Genomic DNA, 14,394 nt, shown 5'->3' with positions numbered 1-14,394 from the left:
AGGTAGCGCTCGCCTATCGGCTGGAGCGCTACCGCGAGAGTGTGCGCGGCATGGAGGCATTCGGCATCGCTGCCGTAGCACAGGCACTGCGCAAGCCGATGGCACAGATCGTGCTCAATGCCGGATTCAATCCGCTTGAGAAGCTGGAGGAGGCACGCGCGGCGCAGCTTGCCTCGAATAATGATGCAATCGGCATTGACTGCGATTCAGGAGCATTGCTCGATTATGCACAGGCGGGCATTTATGACCCGTCAGCCGTGAAGCTGCATGCATTGCGCGCGGCAGGAGAAGTAGCCGCAGCGGTGCTTCGCATCCATACGGTAATTAAGATGAGAGCACAATCCTGATTGGAGAACGCTCGCTTGATCTAAAACTAGGTAACAATGTATATGCAACTATAGATGAAAGTATTGAACTATGAAGGGGAGGTGAAGGGGTTGAACCCAGAAAAAGAAGAGAACATCGCAACTGAAACGATGAATGAAGAGGCGGCTCAAGCTGCCCATAATCATACAGAAGACATTCCTGCTGATAACGCGACAGCGGAGTCCAGCGAAGGGAATACTTCTTCGAGCGAAGGTGCAGTGGAGGATGCTGAGCTTGCCAAAGCAAAAGCAGAAGCCGAGGAATACCAGCAGCGCTTCTTGCGTGCGCAGGCAGACTTCGATAACTTCCGCCGCCGCACACTGAAGGAGAAGGAAGATCTCGCGAAGTATGCTTCTGCGAAGCTCGTTACCGAGCTGCTTCCTGTGCTCGACAACTTCGAGCGCGCACTTGCAACTGAGCAAGCGGCGAGCGAAGCTGAATCATTCATCAAAGGGGTAGACATGATCTTCCGCCAGTTGGGCCAAGTGCTGGAGCAGGAAGGTGTTAAGCCGATGGAAGCTGTCGGCCAGCCTTTCAATCCAGAATTCCATCAAGCGGTAATGACAGTCGAAACTGATGAATATGAAGAAGGCACCGTAGTTGAAGAACTGCAGAAGGGCTACTTGCTGAAGGACAAAGTATTGCGTCCGGCAATGGTCAAAGTTAGCGGATAACGTGAACGTACAAGCCGGATTACACGGCCAATGTATGAGCACATCACATTAAGAAGTTTATGATAAATGAGAATCGAAGTTAGTTAGAGGAGGATATTTCATGAGTAAAGTAATTGGTATTGACTTAGGTACAACAAACTCTTGCGTTGCGGTTATGGAAGGCGGCGAAGCTGTCGTTATCCCGAACCCAGAAGGTGCGCGCACAACCCCTTCCGTATTAGGTTTCAAGAAGGATGGAGAGCGCGTTGTTGGTGAAACAGCGAAGCGTCAAGCGATCACAAATCCTGATCGTACCGTGATCTCCATTAAGCGTCATATGGGAACAAACCATAAAACATCAATTGATGGCAAAGACTTCACACCGCAAGAGCTTTCCGCAATCATTTTGCAAAAATTGAAATCCGATGCAGAAGCTTATTTGGGCCAACCGGTTACTCAAGCCGTAATCACAGTTCCTGCATACTTCAACGATTCCCAACGTCAAGCAACGAAGGACGCTGGTAAAATCGCAGGTCTTGAAGTTCTTCGTATCGTCAACGAGCCTACAGCGGCAGCACTTGCTTACGGCGCAGACAAAGAAAACGATCAAACGATCCTCGTATACGACTTGGGCGGCGGTACATTTGACGTATCGATCCTTGAGCTCGGCGATGGCTTCTTCGAAGTTAAAGCGACAAGCGGCGACAACCAATTGGGCGGCGACGACTTCGACCAAGTTATCATCGATTACTTGGCTGCAGAATTCAAGAAAGAGCATGGCATTGACTTGGCTAAAGACAAAGCAGCTGTGCAACGCTTGAAAGATGCTGCTGAAAAAGCGAAAAAAGAATTGTCCGGCGTAATGACAACAACAATCAGCTTGCCGTTCATCACGGTTGTTGATGGAGTGCCTCAGCACTTGGAAGTAAACTTGACTCGTGCGAAGTTCGAAGAATTGTCTGAGAACTTGGTTGAGCGTACACTTGGCCCAACTCGCCAAGCGATGCAAGATGCAGGCATGACTCCTGCTGACATCGACAAGATCGTTCTTGTCGGCGGTTCTACTCGTATCCCAGCGGTACAAGAAGCAATCAAGAAGCTTACAGGCAAAGAGCCTCACAAAGGCGTTAACCCGGATGAAGTGGTTGCACTTGGTGCAGCCGTTCAAGCTGGCGTATTGACTGGCGACGTGAAGGACGTTGTATTGCTCGACGTAACACCATTGTCCCTCGGTATCGAAACAGCAGGCGGTGTATTCACGAAAATGATCGAGCGCAATACTACGATTCCTACTAGCAAATCGCAAGTGTTCTCGACTTATGCAGACAACCAAACGAGCGTTGAAATCCATGTGCTTCAAGGTGAGCGCTCCATGGCTGCTGACAACAAGACACTTGGCCGCTTTATGCTGGCGGATATCCCACCAGCTCCACGCGGAGTGCCACAAATCGAAGTTAGCTTCGATATCGATGCGAATGGTATCGTAAAAGTATCTGCACAAGACAAAGGTACTGGTAAGACTCAAAACATCACAATTACTTCCTCCAGCGGCTTGAACGATGAGGAAATCGACCGCATGATGAAGGAAGCAGAAATGCATGCGGAAGAAGACAACAAGCGCAAAGAAATGGTCGAAGTGAAGAATAGCGCTGACCAATTGGTATACACAACGGAGAAAACAATTAAGGACTTGGGCGACAAGGTTGACCAAGCTGAAGTAGATAAAGCAAACGAAGCAAAAGAGAAAGTGAAAAAAAGCACTCGAAAGCAACAACGTTGACGAGATCAAAGCAGCAACAGAAGAGTTGACGCAAATCGTACAGCAGTTGTCTGTGAAGCTGTATGAACAAGCTGCTCAAGCTCAGCAAGCGGCACAAGGCCAAGAGCCAGAGCAAGGCGCAGCGAAGAAAGACAACGTCGTTGATGCTGACTATGAAGTCGTAGACGAAGACAAGAAATAAGCTTTTCGATGGTGAGGTCAAAGCCGGGAGCACTCGGCTTTGACTTTCCTTTTGCAGTGAATTCGTATAGTCTTCTATAGAGGTATGCTACGAAAGCGTATGGGGGTGGAATAGTGGCGAAACGAGATTATTATGAAGTGCTTGGCGTTGCCAAAGGTTCTGGCGACGACGAGATTAAGAAGGCGTATCGCAAGCTCGCACGCCAATATCACCCGGATGTCAACAAAGCCGCGGACGCAGAAGACAAGTTCAAGGAAGTCAAAGAAGCGTACGATGTGCTGAGCGACAATCAAAAACGGGCAGTGTATGACCAATACGGTCATGTCGATCCGAACCAAGGTATGGGTGGCGGAGGCGACTTCGGCGGATTTGGCGATATCTTCGATATGTTCTTCGGCGGCGGTGGCCGCAGCAAGGATCCGAACGCGCCGCAGCGTGGCGGAGATTTGCAGTACACGATGACGATCGAATTCAAGGAAGCGGTATTTGGCAAAGAGATGGATATTACCATTCCGCGTACAGAGCAATGCGACACATGCTATGGCTCCGGAGCGAAGCCGGGTACGAAGCCAGATGCATGTACGACTTGCCACGGAACAGGACAGCAAGAAGTCGTGCAGAACACGCCGTTTGGCCGCATGGTCAACCGTCGTGCATGTTCGACATGTCAAGGCCGAGGCAAAATTATTCGTGAGAAGTGTGGAACTTGTCACGGTGCAGGTACTGTGAAGAAGCAGCGCAAAATTCATGTCCGCATTCCTGCGGGTGTCGATGATGGCGCACAGCTGCGCATGAGCGGCGAAGGGGAAAGTGGACTTCGCGGCGGACCGAGTGGGGATCTGTATATCGTAATCCGTGTGAAACGCCACGAGTTCTTCGAGCGTGACGGGGACGATATCTATTGCGAGATTCCGCTTACGTTTGCGCAAGCAGCGCTTGGCGACGAAATTGAAATTCCGACGCTGACGGAGAAGGTGAAGCTGAAAATACCGGCTGGTACACAGACGGGCACGTTCTTCCGCCTGCGTAACAAAGGGGTTCCTCGCCTGCGCGGTTCCGGTCAGGGCGATCAACATGTTAAGGTTGTTATCGTGACACCGACGAAGCTGTCTGACGAGCAGAAGGAGCTGCTTCGCCAATTCGCGGAGAAGAGTGGCGAACATCCGAACTACGGCGGGAATGAAGAATCGTTCTTTGAGAAGATGAAGCGTGCTTTCCGCGGAGATTAACAATAATTTCATACAACTGCGATTGGCCGATTTGTCTATACCATTTATCATTCATGTATATGTTCATAACTTCGGTCGGAGCATAGAGAAGGATCACAACGAACGTATTGAGATTTTCAATGCGTATGTTGTGATCCTTTTTATTGTTTCCTAGAGAACTATATACGACTGTATTTACGCCATATGCATAATCCGATGGGAAATGACTCAAGTTATGGAGGAGATATATTGATGACGAACCCGAAGGAGGCGCACCGATGAACAATTTCCATGATACGCATAACCGCCCCTCAAGCGCTTACAGCGAGCAGGCAGATGCGGACATTAATCAACAGGCTGTCCCAGCGGATGGCAAGTTTGAGGATGTGGAATTTTCATATGAAGAGGCGGATCGCGATGACTTGAAGGCATTGGAGCGCGCGAATCAGGCCGATGAGCGTGCGGAACAGTCGTGACACGCATAACAGCTACTTTTAAGCAAGCTTCGGCTGCAGATGTATGTGAGCGCAAGCTGGAGGCATTAAGAGGGCAAGACATACGTATTACGGCATGCGAGGACTATTACATGGTCAGCGCGGATGTTGAAGAGAACGTACTGGATCGGGCCAATGCGCTCATCCGCGACCATTTGGGCGAAGCTTCCAAGTGAGCGCCGACAACTGAATAATGCGTTGAATGAAACAACAAAAAGAGGCAAAACTCCACAGCGATAGCGCTCCTTAGTGAACGCTCGTTGTATGGAGTTTTGTTTTTGTGTACAATAAATAGAATGTGTAGCTATTTTAAGATGTATAGGAGGATGTACGATCGTGCATTGGCATGAATTAACGATACATACAACCGAAGAAGCAATTGAAATGATATCGAACTTTTTGCATGAGGCTGGCGCTGGGGGCGTGACGATTGAAGAATCGGGGACGCTTAACAAGCAGCGCGATACTACGTATGGGGAATTGTATCAGTCTCCGCTGAACGATATCCCTGAGGGACAAGCAGTCGTACAAGGATATTTTGCAGATGGCACGGATTTGAAGGAAGTAGAAGCAATCATTCGTGAGCGGATTGAAGAACTCAGAAGCTATCAGATCGATCCGGGTGAAGCTCTAATTTCGTGGAAGACGGTTCATGAGGATGACTGGGCAAATGCGTGGAAGCAGTATTTCAAGCCAGCGCGTGTTACAGAGCGATTGACCATTAAGCCGACATGGGAGTCCTACACGGCGCAAGAAGGTGAGCAGATTATTGAGCTGGATCCAGGGATGGCATTCGGAACGGGAACGCATCCGACGACCTCGCTCTGCTTGCGTACCTTGGAAAGTGTCGTTCAAGGCGGAGAAGATGTCATTGATGTTGGGACAGGCTCAGGCATATTGGCAATCGGAGCTTGCAAGCTTGGCGCCAAGCATGTGCTTGCGATTGATCTGGATCCGGTTGCGGTATTAAGTGCGAAGGAAAATGCCAGCTTGAACGGTCTAGCCGATGAAATTACGATCCGAGAAGGCGATCTGCTTAGTATTATCAAAACGAGCGGTACCGATGAAGAGCAGGAGCTTGGTGTGCAGCTTCCGGTTCAGATCGTAGTGGCCAATATTTTGGCGGAGATCATTTTGCTGTTCGTCTCGGATGTCTACGAAGCATTGCAGCCAGGCGGAGTCTACATTGCATCAGGCATTTACAAAAATAAAGAAGACGTCGTAGAGCAGGATTTGCTCGCGAAAGGCTTCGTTGTTGAAGCGAAGCACCGGGAAGAAGACTGGATTGCATTCGTTGCGCGCAAGCCGTTTGAATAGAGGAGAGGGGACAATTTATGGATTTTCTAAATAGCCTGCTGGTAGTCAAGCTGGAGTTGCTGCCCTTTCTCGTACTGTCACTGTTGATTTCGTTCACTGTTCACGAATTTGCACATGCTTACTCCGCATGGAAATTTGGTGATCCGACAGCGAAGATGCTCGGCCGCGTCAGTTTGAACCCGACGAAGCATATTGATTTCCTTGGTATGCTGTTGTTCGTTATCGCTGGCTTCGGATGGGCAAGGCCTGTTCCAGTCAATCGGGACAACTTCAAGAAGCCGCGTGCGATGGGGATTGTTGTATCCGCGGTCGGACCGCTCAGCAACTTGCTATTAGCGTTCATTGGTACATTGGTGCTTCATCTTGGTTTTAAATTGGGGTTTGTCGATGTGGGATCTGGGAATCGGATCCACTTGGCATTATTTTATTTCTTGTCCTTCTTGATCTCGAACAATATCCTGCTGTTCTTGTTCAACTTAATTCCACTGCCGCCGCTTGACGGCTATCGCATAGTGGAAGATTTGGCGCCGGCTCATATACGTTCCCGGCTGCAGCAGATTGAACAATGGTCGATCTTTATCTTCTTGATTATCGTGTTCATCCCTGTGTTGCGGGATAAGACGCTAGGGCCTTTGTTCAGCTTGATCCAGCCGATCATGAGGGAGATGTCCCGAGCAGCTTTATTCATCGTAGGCAGTTAAAAATGCCCGCGCAGCAAGCTGTCCACGCTGTCTAAGGAGTATCCAGAATACGAGTGAAAAATGTTGACAATGCTGGCGAATGCCGCTTAAAACGTGTATGATGAGGAATGTTGATTACGATGCAGAAATATTTTGTGCCCTCCGAGCAGTTCGGAGACCAAAGCATACAAATTACGGGCAATGATGCCCACCATATTATGAACGTAATGCGCCTCAAGCCTGGAGCTGAGATATTGGTCAGCGATGGGGAGAAGCGTGAGGCGGTCGTCGTGATTGAGCAGTGTGGTGCGGATGGGGTAGAAGCTCGAATTGTCGAGATGAGGGACTTCGACCGAGAGCCGACCGTACAAGTAACCATTGCGCAAAGCTTGCCTAAAGGCGATAAAATGGAGCTTATCATTCAGAAATGCACGGAGATTGGAGCCGTGCATTTCATGCCGTTCATCTCAGAACGGACTGTTGTTCAATATGACAGCAAGAAGGAAGCGAAGCGCTTGGAGCGTTGGGGCAAGATTGCGAAGGAAGCAGCTGAGCAGTCCCATCGGAATGTTGTCCCGACGATTGCATCATCAATGAACTGGAAGGCCTTGACGGCCCAGTTCGCATCCTATGACCTTGTTCTTATCTGCTATGAGGATGAGCGAGGGACGATGCTGCGCGACGTATTAGAAGCGTTCGCACCTACACAGGGCGACATGCAGGGAAGTATGGCGAAGCAAGCTCGAATGATGGTTGTCATCGGGCCTGAGGGTGGATTTGCTGCGCAGGAAATTCATTCCGCTGTAGAAGCTGGAGCACGGTGTGTCAGCTTAGGCCGCCGCATATTGCGAGCAGAAACGGCAGGAATGGCTGCATGTGCCTGCATCATGTATCAATTCGGAGAAATGGGGGGAATGTGAACGATGCCATCAGTAGCATTTTACACATTGGGCTGCAAAGTCAATTTTTACGATACAGAAGCGATCTGGCAATTGTTCAAAAATGAAGGCTATGAGCAGGTCGACTTCGAGCAGACGGCAGATGTATACCTGATTAATACGTGTACCGTAACCAATACAGGCGACAAGAAGAGTCGTCAAATCATTCGTCGCGCTGTGCGCCGCAATCCTGACGCAATTATTGCGGTAACAGGATGCTATGCGCAGACATCGCCTGCGGAGATTCTTGACATTCCAGGCGTTGATCTTGTTATCGGCACACAGGATCGTGAGAAGTTGATGGATTACATTCGTGAGCTGCATGAACAGCGCCAGCCTATTAATGCGGTACGCAACATTATGAAGACACGTGCGTTCGAGGAATTGGACGTGCCTGATTTCGCAGAGCGGACGCGTGCGTTCTTGAAGATTCAAGAAGGCTGCAACAACTTCTGTACATTCTGTATTATTCCTTGGTCGCGTGGTCTATCCCGCAGCCGTGAAGCGGAGAGCGTGTTGAATCAGGCTCGCCAGCTCGTAGGGGCAGGCTACAAGGAGATCGTACTCACAGGGATTCATACCGGTGGATACGGCGACGATATGGAGAACTATGACTTGACCGATCTGTTGTGGGATTTGGACAAGGTAGAGGGGCTTGAGCGTATTCGTATCAGTTCCATTGAAGCCAGCCAAATTGATGATCGCATGATCGAAGTATTGAACAAGTCATCGAAAATGTGCCGTCACCTGCATATTCCGCTCCAAGCGGGCAATGACGAGGTATTGAAGCGTATGCGCCGCAAATATACGACGCAGGAATTCGCGGAGAAGATTGCTCGTATTCGTGAGGCAATGCCGAATGTAGCGATTACGACAGACGTCATTGTAGGCTTCCCAGGTGAGACGGATGAGCATTTCCGTCAAGGCTATGAATTTATGAAGCAAGTAGGCTTCTCTGAAATGCACGTATTCCCGTATTCGAAGCGTACGGGTACTCCGGCTGCGCGCATGGAGGATCAAGTGGATGAAGAAGTGAAGCATGCTCGCGTTCATGAGCTAATTGATCTGTCTGAACAAATGCAGCTGGAATATGCACAAAAGTTCGTTGGAGAAGTTGTCGATGTGATTCCAGAACGGAACACGAAAGGCGATCAAGGTGCTGGCATGGTGATGGGTTACTCGGACAATTACCTTCAAGTAATCTTCGAAGGAGATGAGTCCTTGATTGGCCAATTATGCCGCGTGAAAATTACAGAAGCGGGCGTGAATGAGAATCAAGGTATTCTTACACGCGTCATTGGCCAGGAGCCAAATGTTGCTTCCTAATCGCCTTGTCTAACAGAGGTAGGCAATTGGAAATAGAGAAATATAACAACCGAAACTACTGAATAAAGAATCGAGGAGGATTCTCCGCTCAGCAATGGCTGAATGGATGAAATCCTCTTTCTTTTCGGTTAGGATATATACATAGGAGTAACGAACATAGATGGAGGTGCGCACGATGAAGGAAGTATCCGCAGGAGGAGTCGTTTACCGCAGAAGAGGGGAAGGAATTGAAATCCAACTGATCCAAGATCGGTATGGCAAGATCTCGCTGGCCAAGGGCAAGATGGAGGCCGGAGAGACGATTGAACAGACGGCGTTGCGTGAAATATGGGAAGAGACCGGGATTCATGGACGAATCGATACAAAACTCGATACCATTTATTATCAATATGTACAACCACAAGCGGGTACAATTGATAAAGAGGTGCATTATTTCCTCGTTGAGGCAGAGGAAGGCAAGCTTCACGCGCAAATTGAGGAAATTCGCAGCGTAGAGTGGTACAGCCCGCAAGAAGCGTGGGAGAAGCAGCGTGAGTTCGGATATGATAACAACGACCACATCCTGCAAAAGGCATTTGAGGAATTGTCCATATCCGTAAATCTTTAATTCTCTGCACATTGCAGGAAGGAGAGAGTTTGCATGACGGATCAGCTTCAATTGACACCATACATCGATCACACCATGCTTAAGCCGGAAGCGACAGCGCGCGATATTGAGAAGCTGTGCGCAGAGGCGAGCCGATATCACTTCTACAGTGTGTGCGTGAACGGATCTTGGGTATCCGCTTGTCGCGATCTACTGAATGGAACCGGCGTGAATGTGACGGCAGTATGCGGCTTTCCATTGGGAGCTAGTGCCAGTCAAGCCAAGGCATTTGAAGCGGCTCGGGCGGTAGAGGACGGGGCTGCTGAGATCGAAATGGTGCTGCAGATTGGAAGCCTGTTAAGCGGAGATGTGAAGACTGTTGAACAGGACATCGCCCAGGTTGTCCGGATGGTTGAGGGACGCGCGATCGTCAAGGTCATCTTGGAGACAGGCATTCTCCATACAGAGCAAAAGATTGCGGCATGCAAAGCATCGGAAGCGGCAGGTGCCCACTTTGTAAAAACGTCGACCGGCTTCGGCAAGGGCGGGGCAACGCTGGAAGATATTCGTCTGTTGCGGGCGCATGTGCCTGCGCATATGGGCGTTAAGGCTTCCGGTGGCATTCGGGATACTTCCGCAGCGCTCGCAATGATTCAAGCGGGAGCAACGCGCATCGGCACGAGTTTCGGTATTGCAATTGTTAACGGATCCGGTTCCAAACCGGCAGGTAACACATAGGCAGGGCCAGGAGGGAACTTGCAATATTAAAAATGGTCTGGGCGTGTGCGATCTGACCGGCGGCGTCGGAGCCAAATACGGCGCTAAGCTGTCCGATCTGGCTGATAAAGGGATAGAATAGGACAGCGCCACCAATGTTCAGCACGACATGGGTCCAGGCGACGAACTGTCCGTTTCTTGTCCCGCCAAGTGAAGCAATTACGGCTGTGAAGCAGGTGCCAACATTAGACCCAATTGCAATCGCAATGCCAACTTCAACAGGTAATGCCCCGGTTGCTGATAATCCCATGGCCATTGCAATAATAGCTGCACTGCTGTGCACGAGTGCTGTTATGACGACGCCCGCTGCCAGCGCCCAGAGCAGACTGTCGCTTGAACGTTCCAAGAACCAAGTGAATAATCCGCGCTGCTGCAGCGGCTCACTAATCTGCTTCATCCATTCAATGCCGAGCATAATGAAGGCGAAGCCAGCTGCGGCAAGGGAGCCGAATTGGAGCGGCCGCCACCAAGAGGCGATGCGATGCAACTGCTTAGGCTGATATTCGTCGGCTAATGCCCCAATGAGCCATCCGGCTAAGGACAGGAAGAGGAGGGGCTTGGCGAATTGGCTTATATTTAGACCAATCAACTCGGTTGTCAGACAGGTGCCGATATTGGTACCTAGAATGATGCCGAGCGTGCGGGAGAAGTTCATAATACCGGCATTGACCAGACCTATCGTAATGACTGTGATGGCCGTGCTGCTCTGCAGCACGGCTGTCATGCCTGTGCTGAACAACATTCCATGTATAGGGGTGCGGGTAGAACGGTGTAAAAATCGCTGCAGGTAGGGGCCGGCCCAAGCATGCAGGGCAAGCTCCATCGTTTTCATTCCGAATAGAAACAGTGCCAATCCGCTAAGGAGCGGGAACCAAATTTCTTTAAACATGAAGGGCTCCTTTGTCATGCATAATTCGTCGCAATAAGCTATTCCATTCTATGCTTGCGAGTGGACAACCATGACATGCCATTGGAGCTGAGAGGAGAACTGTAATTGAATAGGCCTTATGTGAAATTAATCCGTTCGCGGAAAAAGAGAATTGAACGCTCCCATCCTTGGGTATATCAATCAGAAATTGAAACAGTCGAAGGAAATCCTCAGCCGGGGATGCTTGTCGATGTCCAGAACGCTCAGGGGAAATACATTGCAACAGGCTACTATAATCCTGCCTCGCAAATTACGGTGCGCATCGTATCCTATGAGCCAATTGAAGCTATGGATGAGGCCTTCTTCAAAGAGCGAATCGAGCGTTGTGTCGCGCATCGTCAGCGTTTCTTGCCTGGAGCCAAGGCGTATCGCCTCGTATACGGCGAAGCAGACTTCCTGCCAGGACTTATCGTGGATCGCTTTGGCGATGTTCTCGTCGTGCAGATTGTGACGCTGGGCATGGATATGCATCGGGAAGCGTTGGTGGCAGCTCTAGTCGATGTCATGCAGCCGCGCGGCATCTATGAGCGCAGCGATGTGCCAATTCGTGAGCGTGAAGGTCTTGAACTGAAGACAGGCGTGTTGTATGGAGAATGTCCGCGCCATGTCCAAGTAGAGGAGAACGGGCTTATCATCGAGGTCGATATTGTAGAAGGTCAGAAGACAGGCTACTTCTTCGACCAGCGTGAGAACCGCGCTTCCATTGCACCGCTTATGACAGGCTGGGGAGCTCGCAGCGGCATCCGCATGGGTGAAGTGGAGGCGGAGGATGGAACCGTGCAGAACCTGCCTCTTAATGCGAAGGGCAAGCCGGTTACGTTCCCATGGTGGGATGGAGCAACGGTGTTGGAATGCTTCTCTCACACAGGTAGTTTCACTTTGAATGCTTGTAAATATGGGGCCAAGAAGGTCACTTGTCTCGATATTTCCGAGCATGCGATCGAGAGTGCGAAGCGCAATGTCGAACTGAACGGGTTTACAGACCGTGTCGAGTTTGTCGTTGCGGATGCCTTCGCCTACTTGCGTGAGCAGGTTCACGGCTTGGAGGAGCGCACGCAGCGGGCAAGCGGAGAATCCAGTCCGAAGAAGGTAGATACTTCGAAGCCGATGACTGCTGGCGGCGGACGTACGTGGGATGTCGTCGTGTTGGATCCTCCGGCCTTCGCGAAGACGCGAGGTGCTGTCGAAGGCGCGTATCGGGGCTACAAGGATATCAATCTGCATGGGATGAAGCTGGTCAATGAAGGTGGCTATCTTGTGACAGCAAGTTGCTCTTATCATATGCGTCCAGACATGTTCATGCAGTCGATACTGGATGCGGCTCAGGATGCAGGTAAGGTGCTGCGCCTTGTCGAATGGCGTCCTGCCGGCAAGGATCACCCGCAAATTGCGGGAGTGGATGAAGGTCATTATTTGAAGTTCGCCATCTTCGAGGTTCGCTCGAAGTAATCTTCCTAAAGTATCGATAGGACAAGGAAGAATAAACAAGAAAAGCGCCATTCATTGCAGATAGGTTTGGGATCATCTGCAATGAATGGCGCTTGCTGTATATAAGGGGCTGTACAATCAGCATATACTTGAGTTTCTTCGGTTTCTTCACTCTATGCTCTTATTCCAGCTGTCGATCGGGTAATAAATGCACCGCCAAGCCAGCGTCCATATCCGCCAGCCTGAGCCCAGTTGAGAGTGCCATCCAGTACCTGTTGGCCGCTTTTGGTTAAGAGGAGGTGACCAGCATCGGCTAATGGAGCCTTGAGCGGTTCGGGCAAGGAGGATGAGGAGGGAGATAGCCCGAGCAGAGGAGCGTCTCCGCAGGTCATTCGGCGCAGGTACCCCCAGAATTGCATATCCCCAAGTCCATATTGCGGTAGTTGATTGCGAACAATCTCGAAGCACTTCTGAAATGTAACAGCTCCATCTTGAACTGCGCCTAGCGTGGATCGCTCGACAATCCCGATTCCATCCTGTGTTGAGGGGTAACGGGAAAGGTGGAATTGAAGCGCTTCCGTAATAGCGCAAAATGGAGTAGGGATACTGCTTGATTCCTGAACCCATTGTGCAATTTTCAGTGGGTTTGGACTTGTATACGCAATCCAAGCAGAACGCATCCATTCGATGTGCTCAGCGGATAACCGTATGGCGGCATCTCGATAAGGGGCCAACTGCTCTCCCGTCAGCGCCCCAAATCCGAGATAGCGATCATGTTCAGCAATTGAGGCGATGTCGATCCAATATAGCTTGGCATGCGCATTCTCTTGTGTCAGGCGATCTACTAAGCGAAGCAGCATGGTAATGTCGAACAGATCGTGTTCGAACCATAATGCAATCTCTTGAGCAGGCAAAATATCTGATTTCCACGTGCGTTCCTGTTCATTTCCTCTCTGCAAAAAAACAGTGGAAGGCAGCCCGCACATCCGCTCCAATTGCAGCGCTCGATAAGCCAGATACTGCTCAAGCCTAGCGTATACGGGGCCTTCGGTCAGCAGCTCTGAATATACCCATACCTGCTCATTCCACAGCTGTTCGGCGACTTTGGTTAGCTGCATGGCAGTACAATCTCCATTGACAATATGTATCATGACAATCAGCCTCCTTATTCGAATAGAGGGTAGGTTGAACATGAGCCTCGCCTTCGATTACGAAGTTACGTGATGCACTGCAACTCACAAGAAGCAGATGGCGAATATCGGCATCGTTTCCAAACATGTGTTCTATCGCTAGTTTGAAATATGGTATAATGAAACCTAATGCTAGAATCGGATGTAACCGAAATTATATACCAATTATTGGTTTTATCATAGTGTATCATATCGTGGCAAGTAAATGCCATGAATCGCATTTAGGGAAATGGAGGGATCACTTTGCCGTTGCATTTTGTCATCGGTCGTTCCGGCAGTGGCAAGACGGAGCATGTGTTAAGAAACGTACGAGATGAGCTTCGCAGCCAAGCGGACGGGGCACCGATTATATGGATAGTCCCCGAACAGGCAACCTTTCAAGCAGAGCATGCACTCATTCGTGAGGATGGAATCGCTGGCATATTGAGAGCGCAAGTACTAAGCTTCCGGCGACTTGCGTATCGCGTCATGCAAGAGGCTGGCGGCACTGCATTAACAGCGATCAATGAAGAGGGCAAGAAGATGCTGCTCTACAAGATTTT

The 14,394-nt window shown here is 50.1% G+C and carries 15 protein-coding genes and 1 pseudogene; 14 read left to right on the top strand and 2 right to left on the bottom strand.

Annotated elements, in window-relative coordinates:
• The 12 genes and pseudogenes from AZ66_RS19595 to deoC form a co-directional block, all read left to right on the top strand.
• The coding region (locus AZ66_RS19595; RefSeq protein WP_044356369.1) for a TCP-1/cpn60 chaperonin family protein at positions 1-347 on the top strand (347 nt) is incomplete at its 5' end.
• Between the two features lie 90 nt (positions 348-437).
• Positions 438-1,040 carry a nucleotide exchange factor GrpE gene (grpE, locus tag AZ66_RS19590; protein WP_442950309.1) on the top strand — a complete coding sequence of 201 codons (603 nt, stop codon included), beginning with the start codon at positions 438-440 and terminating at the stop codon, positions 1,038-1,040.
• A gap of 100 nt (positions 1,041-1,140) precedes the next feature.
• A pseudogene (dnaK, locus tag AZ66_RS19585) lies at positions 1,141-2,980 on the top strand (molecular chaperone DnaK).
• Positions 2,981-3,090: 110 nt separating this feature from the next.
• The gene (gene dnaJ, locus AZ66_RS19580) at positions 3,091-4,209 is read left to right on the top strand and encodes a molecular chaperone DnaJ (protein WP_044356367.1); all 1,119 of its coding nucleotides are present in this window, start codon (positions 3,091-3,093) and stop codon (positions 4,207-4,209) included.
• Between the two features lie 257 nt (positions 4,210-4,466).
• The gene (locus AZ66_RS19575) at positions 4,467-4,664 is read left to right on the top strand and encodes a YfhD family protein (RefSeq protein ID WP_028531301.1); all 198 of its coding nucleotides are present in this window, start codon (positions 4,467-4,469) and stop codon (positions 4,662-4,664) included.
• Entirely contained in the window at positions 4,661-4,858 is a 198-nt protein-coding gene (locus AZ66_RS19570; protein WP_044356366.1) for a hypothetical protein, read from the top strand. The genes AZ66_RS19575 and AZ66_RS19570 overlap by 4 nt, the downstream gene beginning before the upstream one ends.
• A 160-nt stretch (positions 4,859-5,018) precedes the next feature.
• A complete protein-coding gene (gene prmA / locus AZ66_RS19565) occupies positions 5,019-5,999 on the top strand; it encodes a 50S ribosomal protein L11 methyltransferase (protein ID WP_044356365.1) in 981 nt (326 codons plus the stop codon).
• Positions 6,000-6,016: 17 nt separating this feature from the next.
• On the top strand, positions 6,017-6,700 hold the full coding sequence (locus AZ66_RS19560) for a site-2 protease family protein (protein ID WP_044356364.1): 684 nt from the start codon (positions 6,017-6,019) through the stop codon (positions 6,698-6,700).
• A 119-nt stretch (positions 6,701-6,819) separates the two neighbouring features.
• Positions 6,820-7,599, top strand: coding sequence for a 16S rRNA (uracil(1498)-N(3))-methyltransferase (locus tag AZ66_RS19555; protein WP_044356370.1), 780 nt, complete (start codon positions 6,820-6,822; stop codon positions 7,597-7,599).
• A gap of 3 nt (positions 7,600-7,602) precedes the next feature.
• The gene (gene mtaB / locus AZ66_RS19550; protein ID WP_044356363.1) at positions 7,603-8,943 is read left to right on the top strand and encodes a tRNA (N(6)-L-threonylcarbamoyladenosine(37)-C(2))-methylthiotransferase MtaB; all 1,341 of its coding nucleotides are present in this window, start codon (positions 7,603-7,605) and stop codon (positions 8,941-8,943) included.
• 175 nt (positions 8,944-9,118) lie between these two features.
• Entirely contained in the window at positions 9,119-9,550 is a 432-nt protein-coding gene (locus tag AZ66_RS19545; protein ID WP_028531296.1) for an NUDIX hydrolase, read from the top strand.
• A gap of 33 nt (positions 9,551-9,583) precedes the next feature.
• The gene (gene deoC, locus AZ66_RS19540; protein ID WP_021258151.1) at positions 9,584-10,267 is read left to right on the top strand and encodes a deoxyribose-phosphate aldolase; all 684 of its coding nucleotides are present in this window, start codon (positions 9,584-9,586) and stop codon (positions 10,265-10,267) included.
• Here deoC and AZ66_RS19535 read toward each other — a convergent pair.
• Positions 10,230-11,195 carry a Na/Pi cotransporter family protein gene (locus AZ66_RS19535; RefSeq protein ID WP_044356362.1) on the bottom strand — a complete coding sequence of 322 codons (966 nt, stop codon included), beginning with the start codon at positions 11,193-11,195 and terminating at the stop codon, positions 10,230-10,232. The genes deoC and AZ66_RS19535 overlap by 38 nt on opposite strands.
• Before the next feature lie 105 nt (positions 11,196-11,300).
• Here AZ66_RS19535 and AZ66_RS19530 point away from each other — a divergent pair, with 105 nt between their 5' ends.
• The gene (locus AZ66_RS19530; RefSeq protein WP_044356361.1) at positions 11,301-12,683 is read left to right on the top strand and encodes a class I SAM-dependent rRNA methyltransferase; all 1,383 of its coding nucleotides are present in this window, start codon (positions 11,301-11,303) and stop codon (positions 12,681-12,683) included.
• 152 nt (positions 12,684-12,835) lie between these two features.
• Here AZ66_RS19530 and AZ66_RS19525 read toward each other — a convergent pair whose 3' ends face one another.
• On the bottom strand, positions 12,836-13,813 hold the full coding sequence (locus AZ66_RS19525; RefSeq protein WP_044356360.1) for a DUF1835 domain-containing protein: 978 nt from the start codon (positions 13,811-13,813) through the stop codon (positions 12,836-12,838).
• 282 nt (positions 13,814-14,095) lie between these two features.
• Here AZ66_RS19525 and AZ66_RS19520 point away from each other — a divergent pair.
• Positions 14,096-14,394 (top strand): hypothetical protein (locus AZ66_RS19520; protein ID WP_044356359.1); only part of this gene is annotated, 299 nt, incomplete at its 3' end.

This window comes from Paenibacillus sp. E194, assembly GCF_000935845.1.
Classification (GTDB): Bacteria; Bacillota; Bacilli; order Paenibacillales; family Paenibacillaceae; genus Paenibacillus_B; species Paenibacillus_B alvei_B.
The sequence above is the reverse complement of the archived record's forward strand: the minus strand, read 5'-3'. Positions and strand labels throughout refer to the sequence as shown.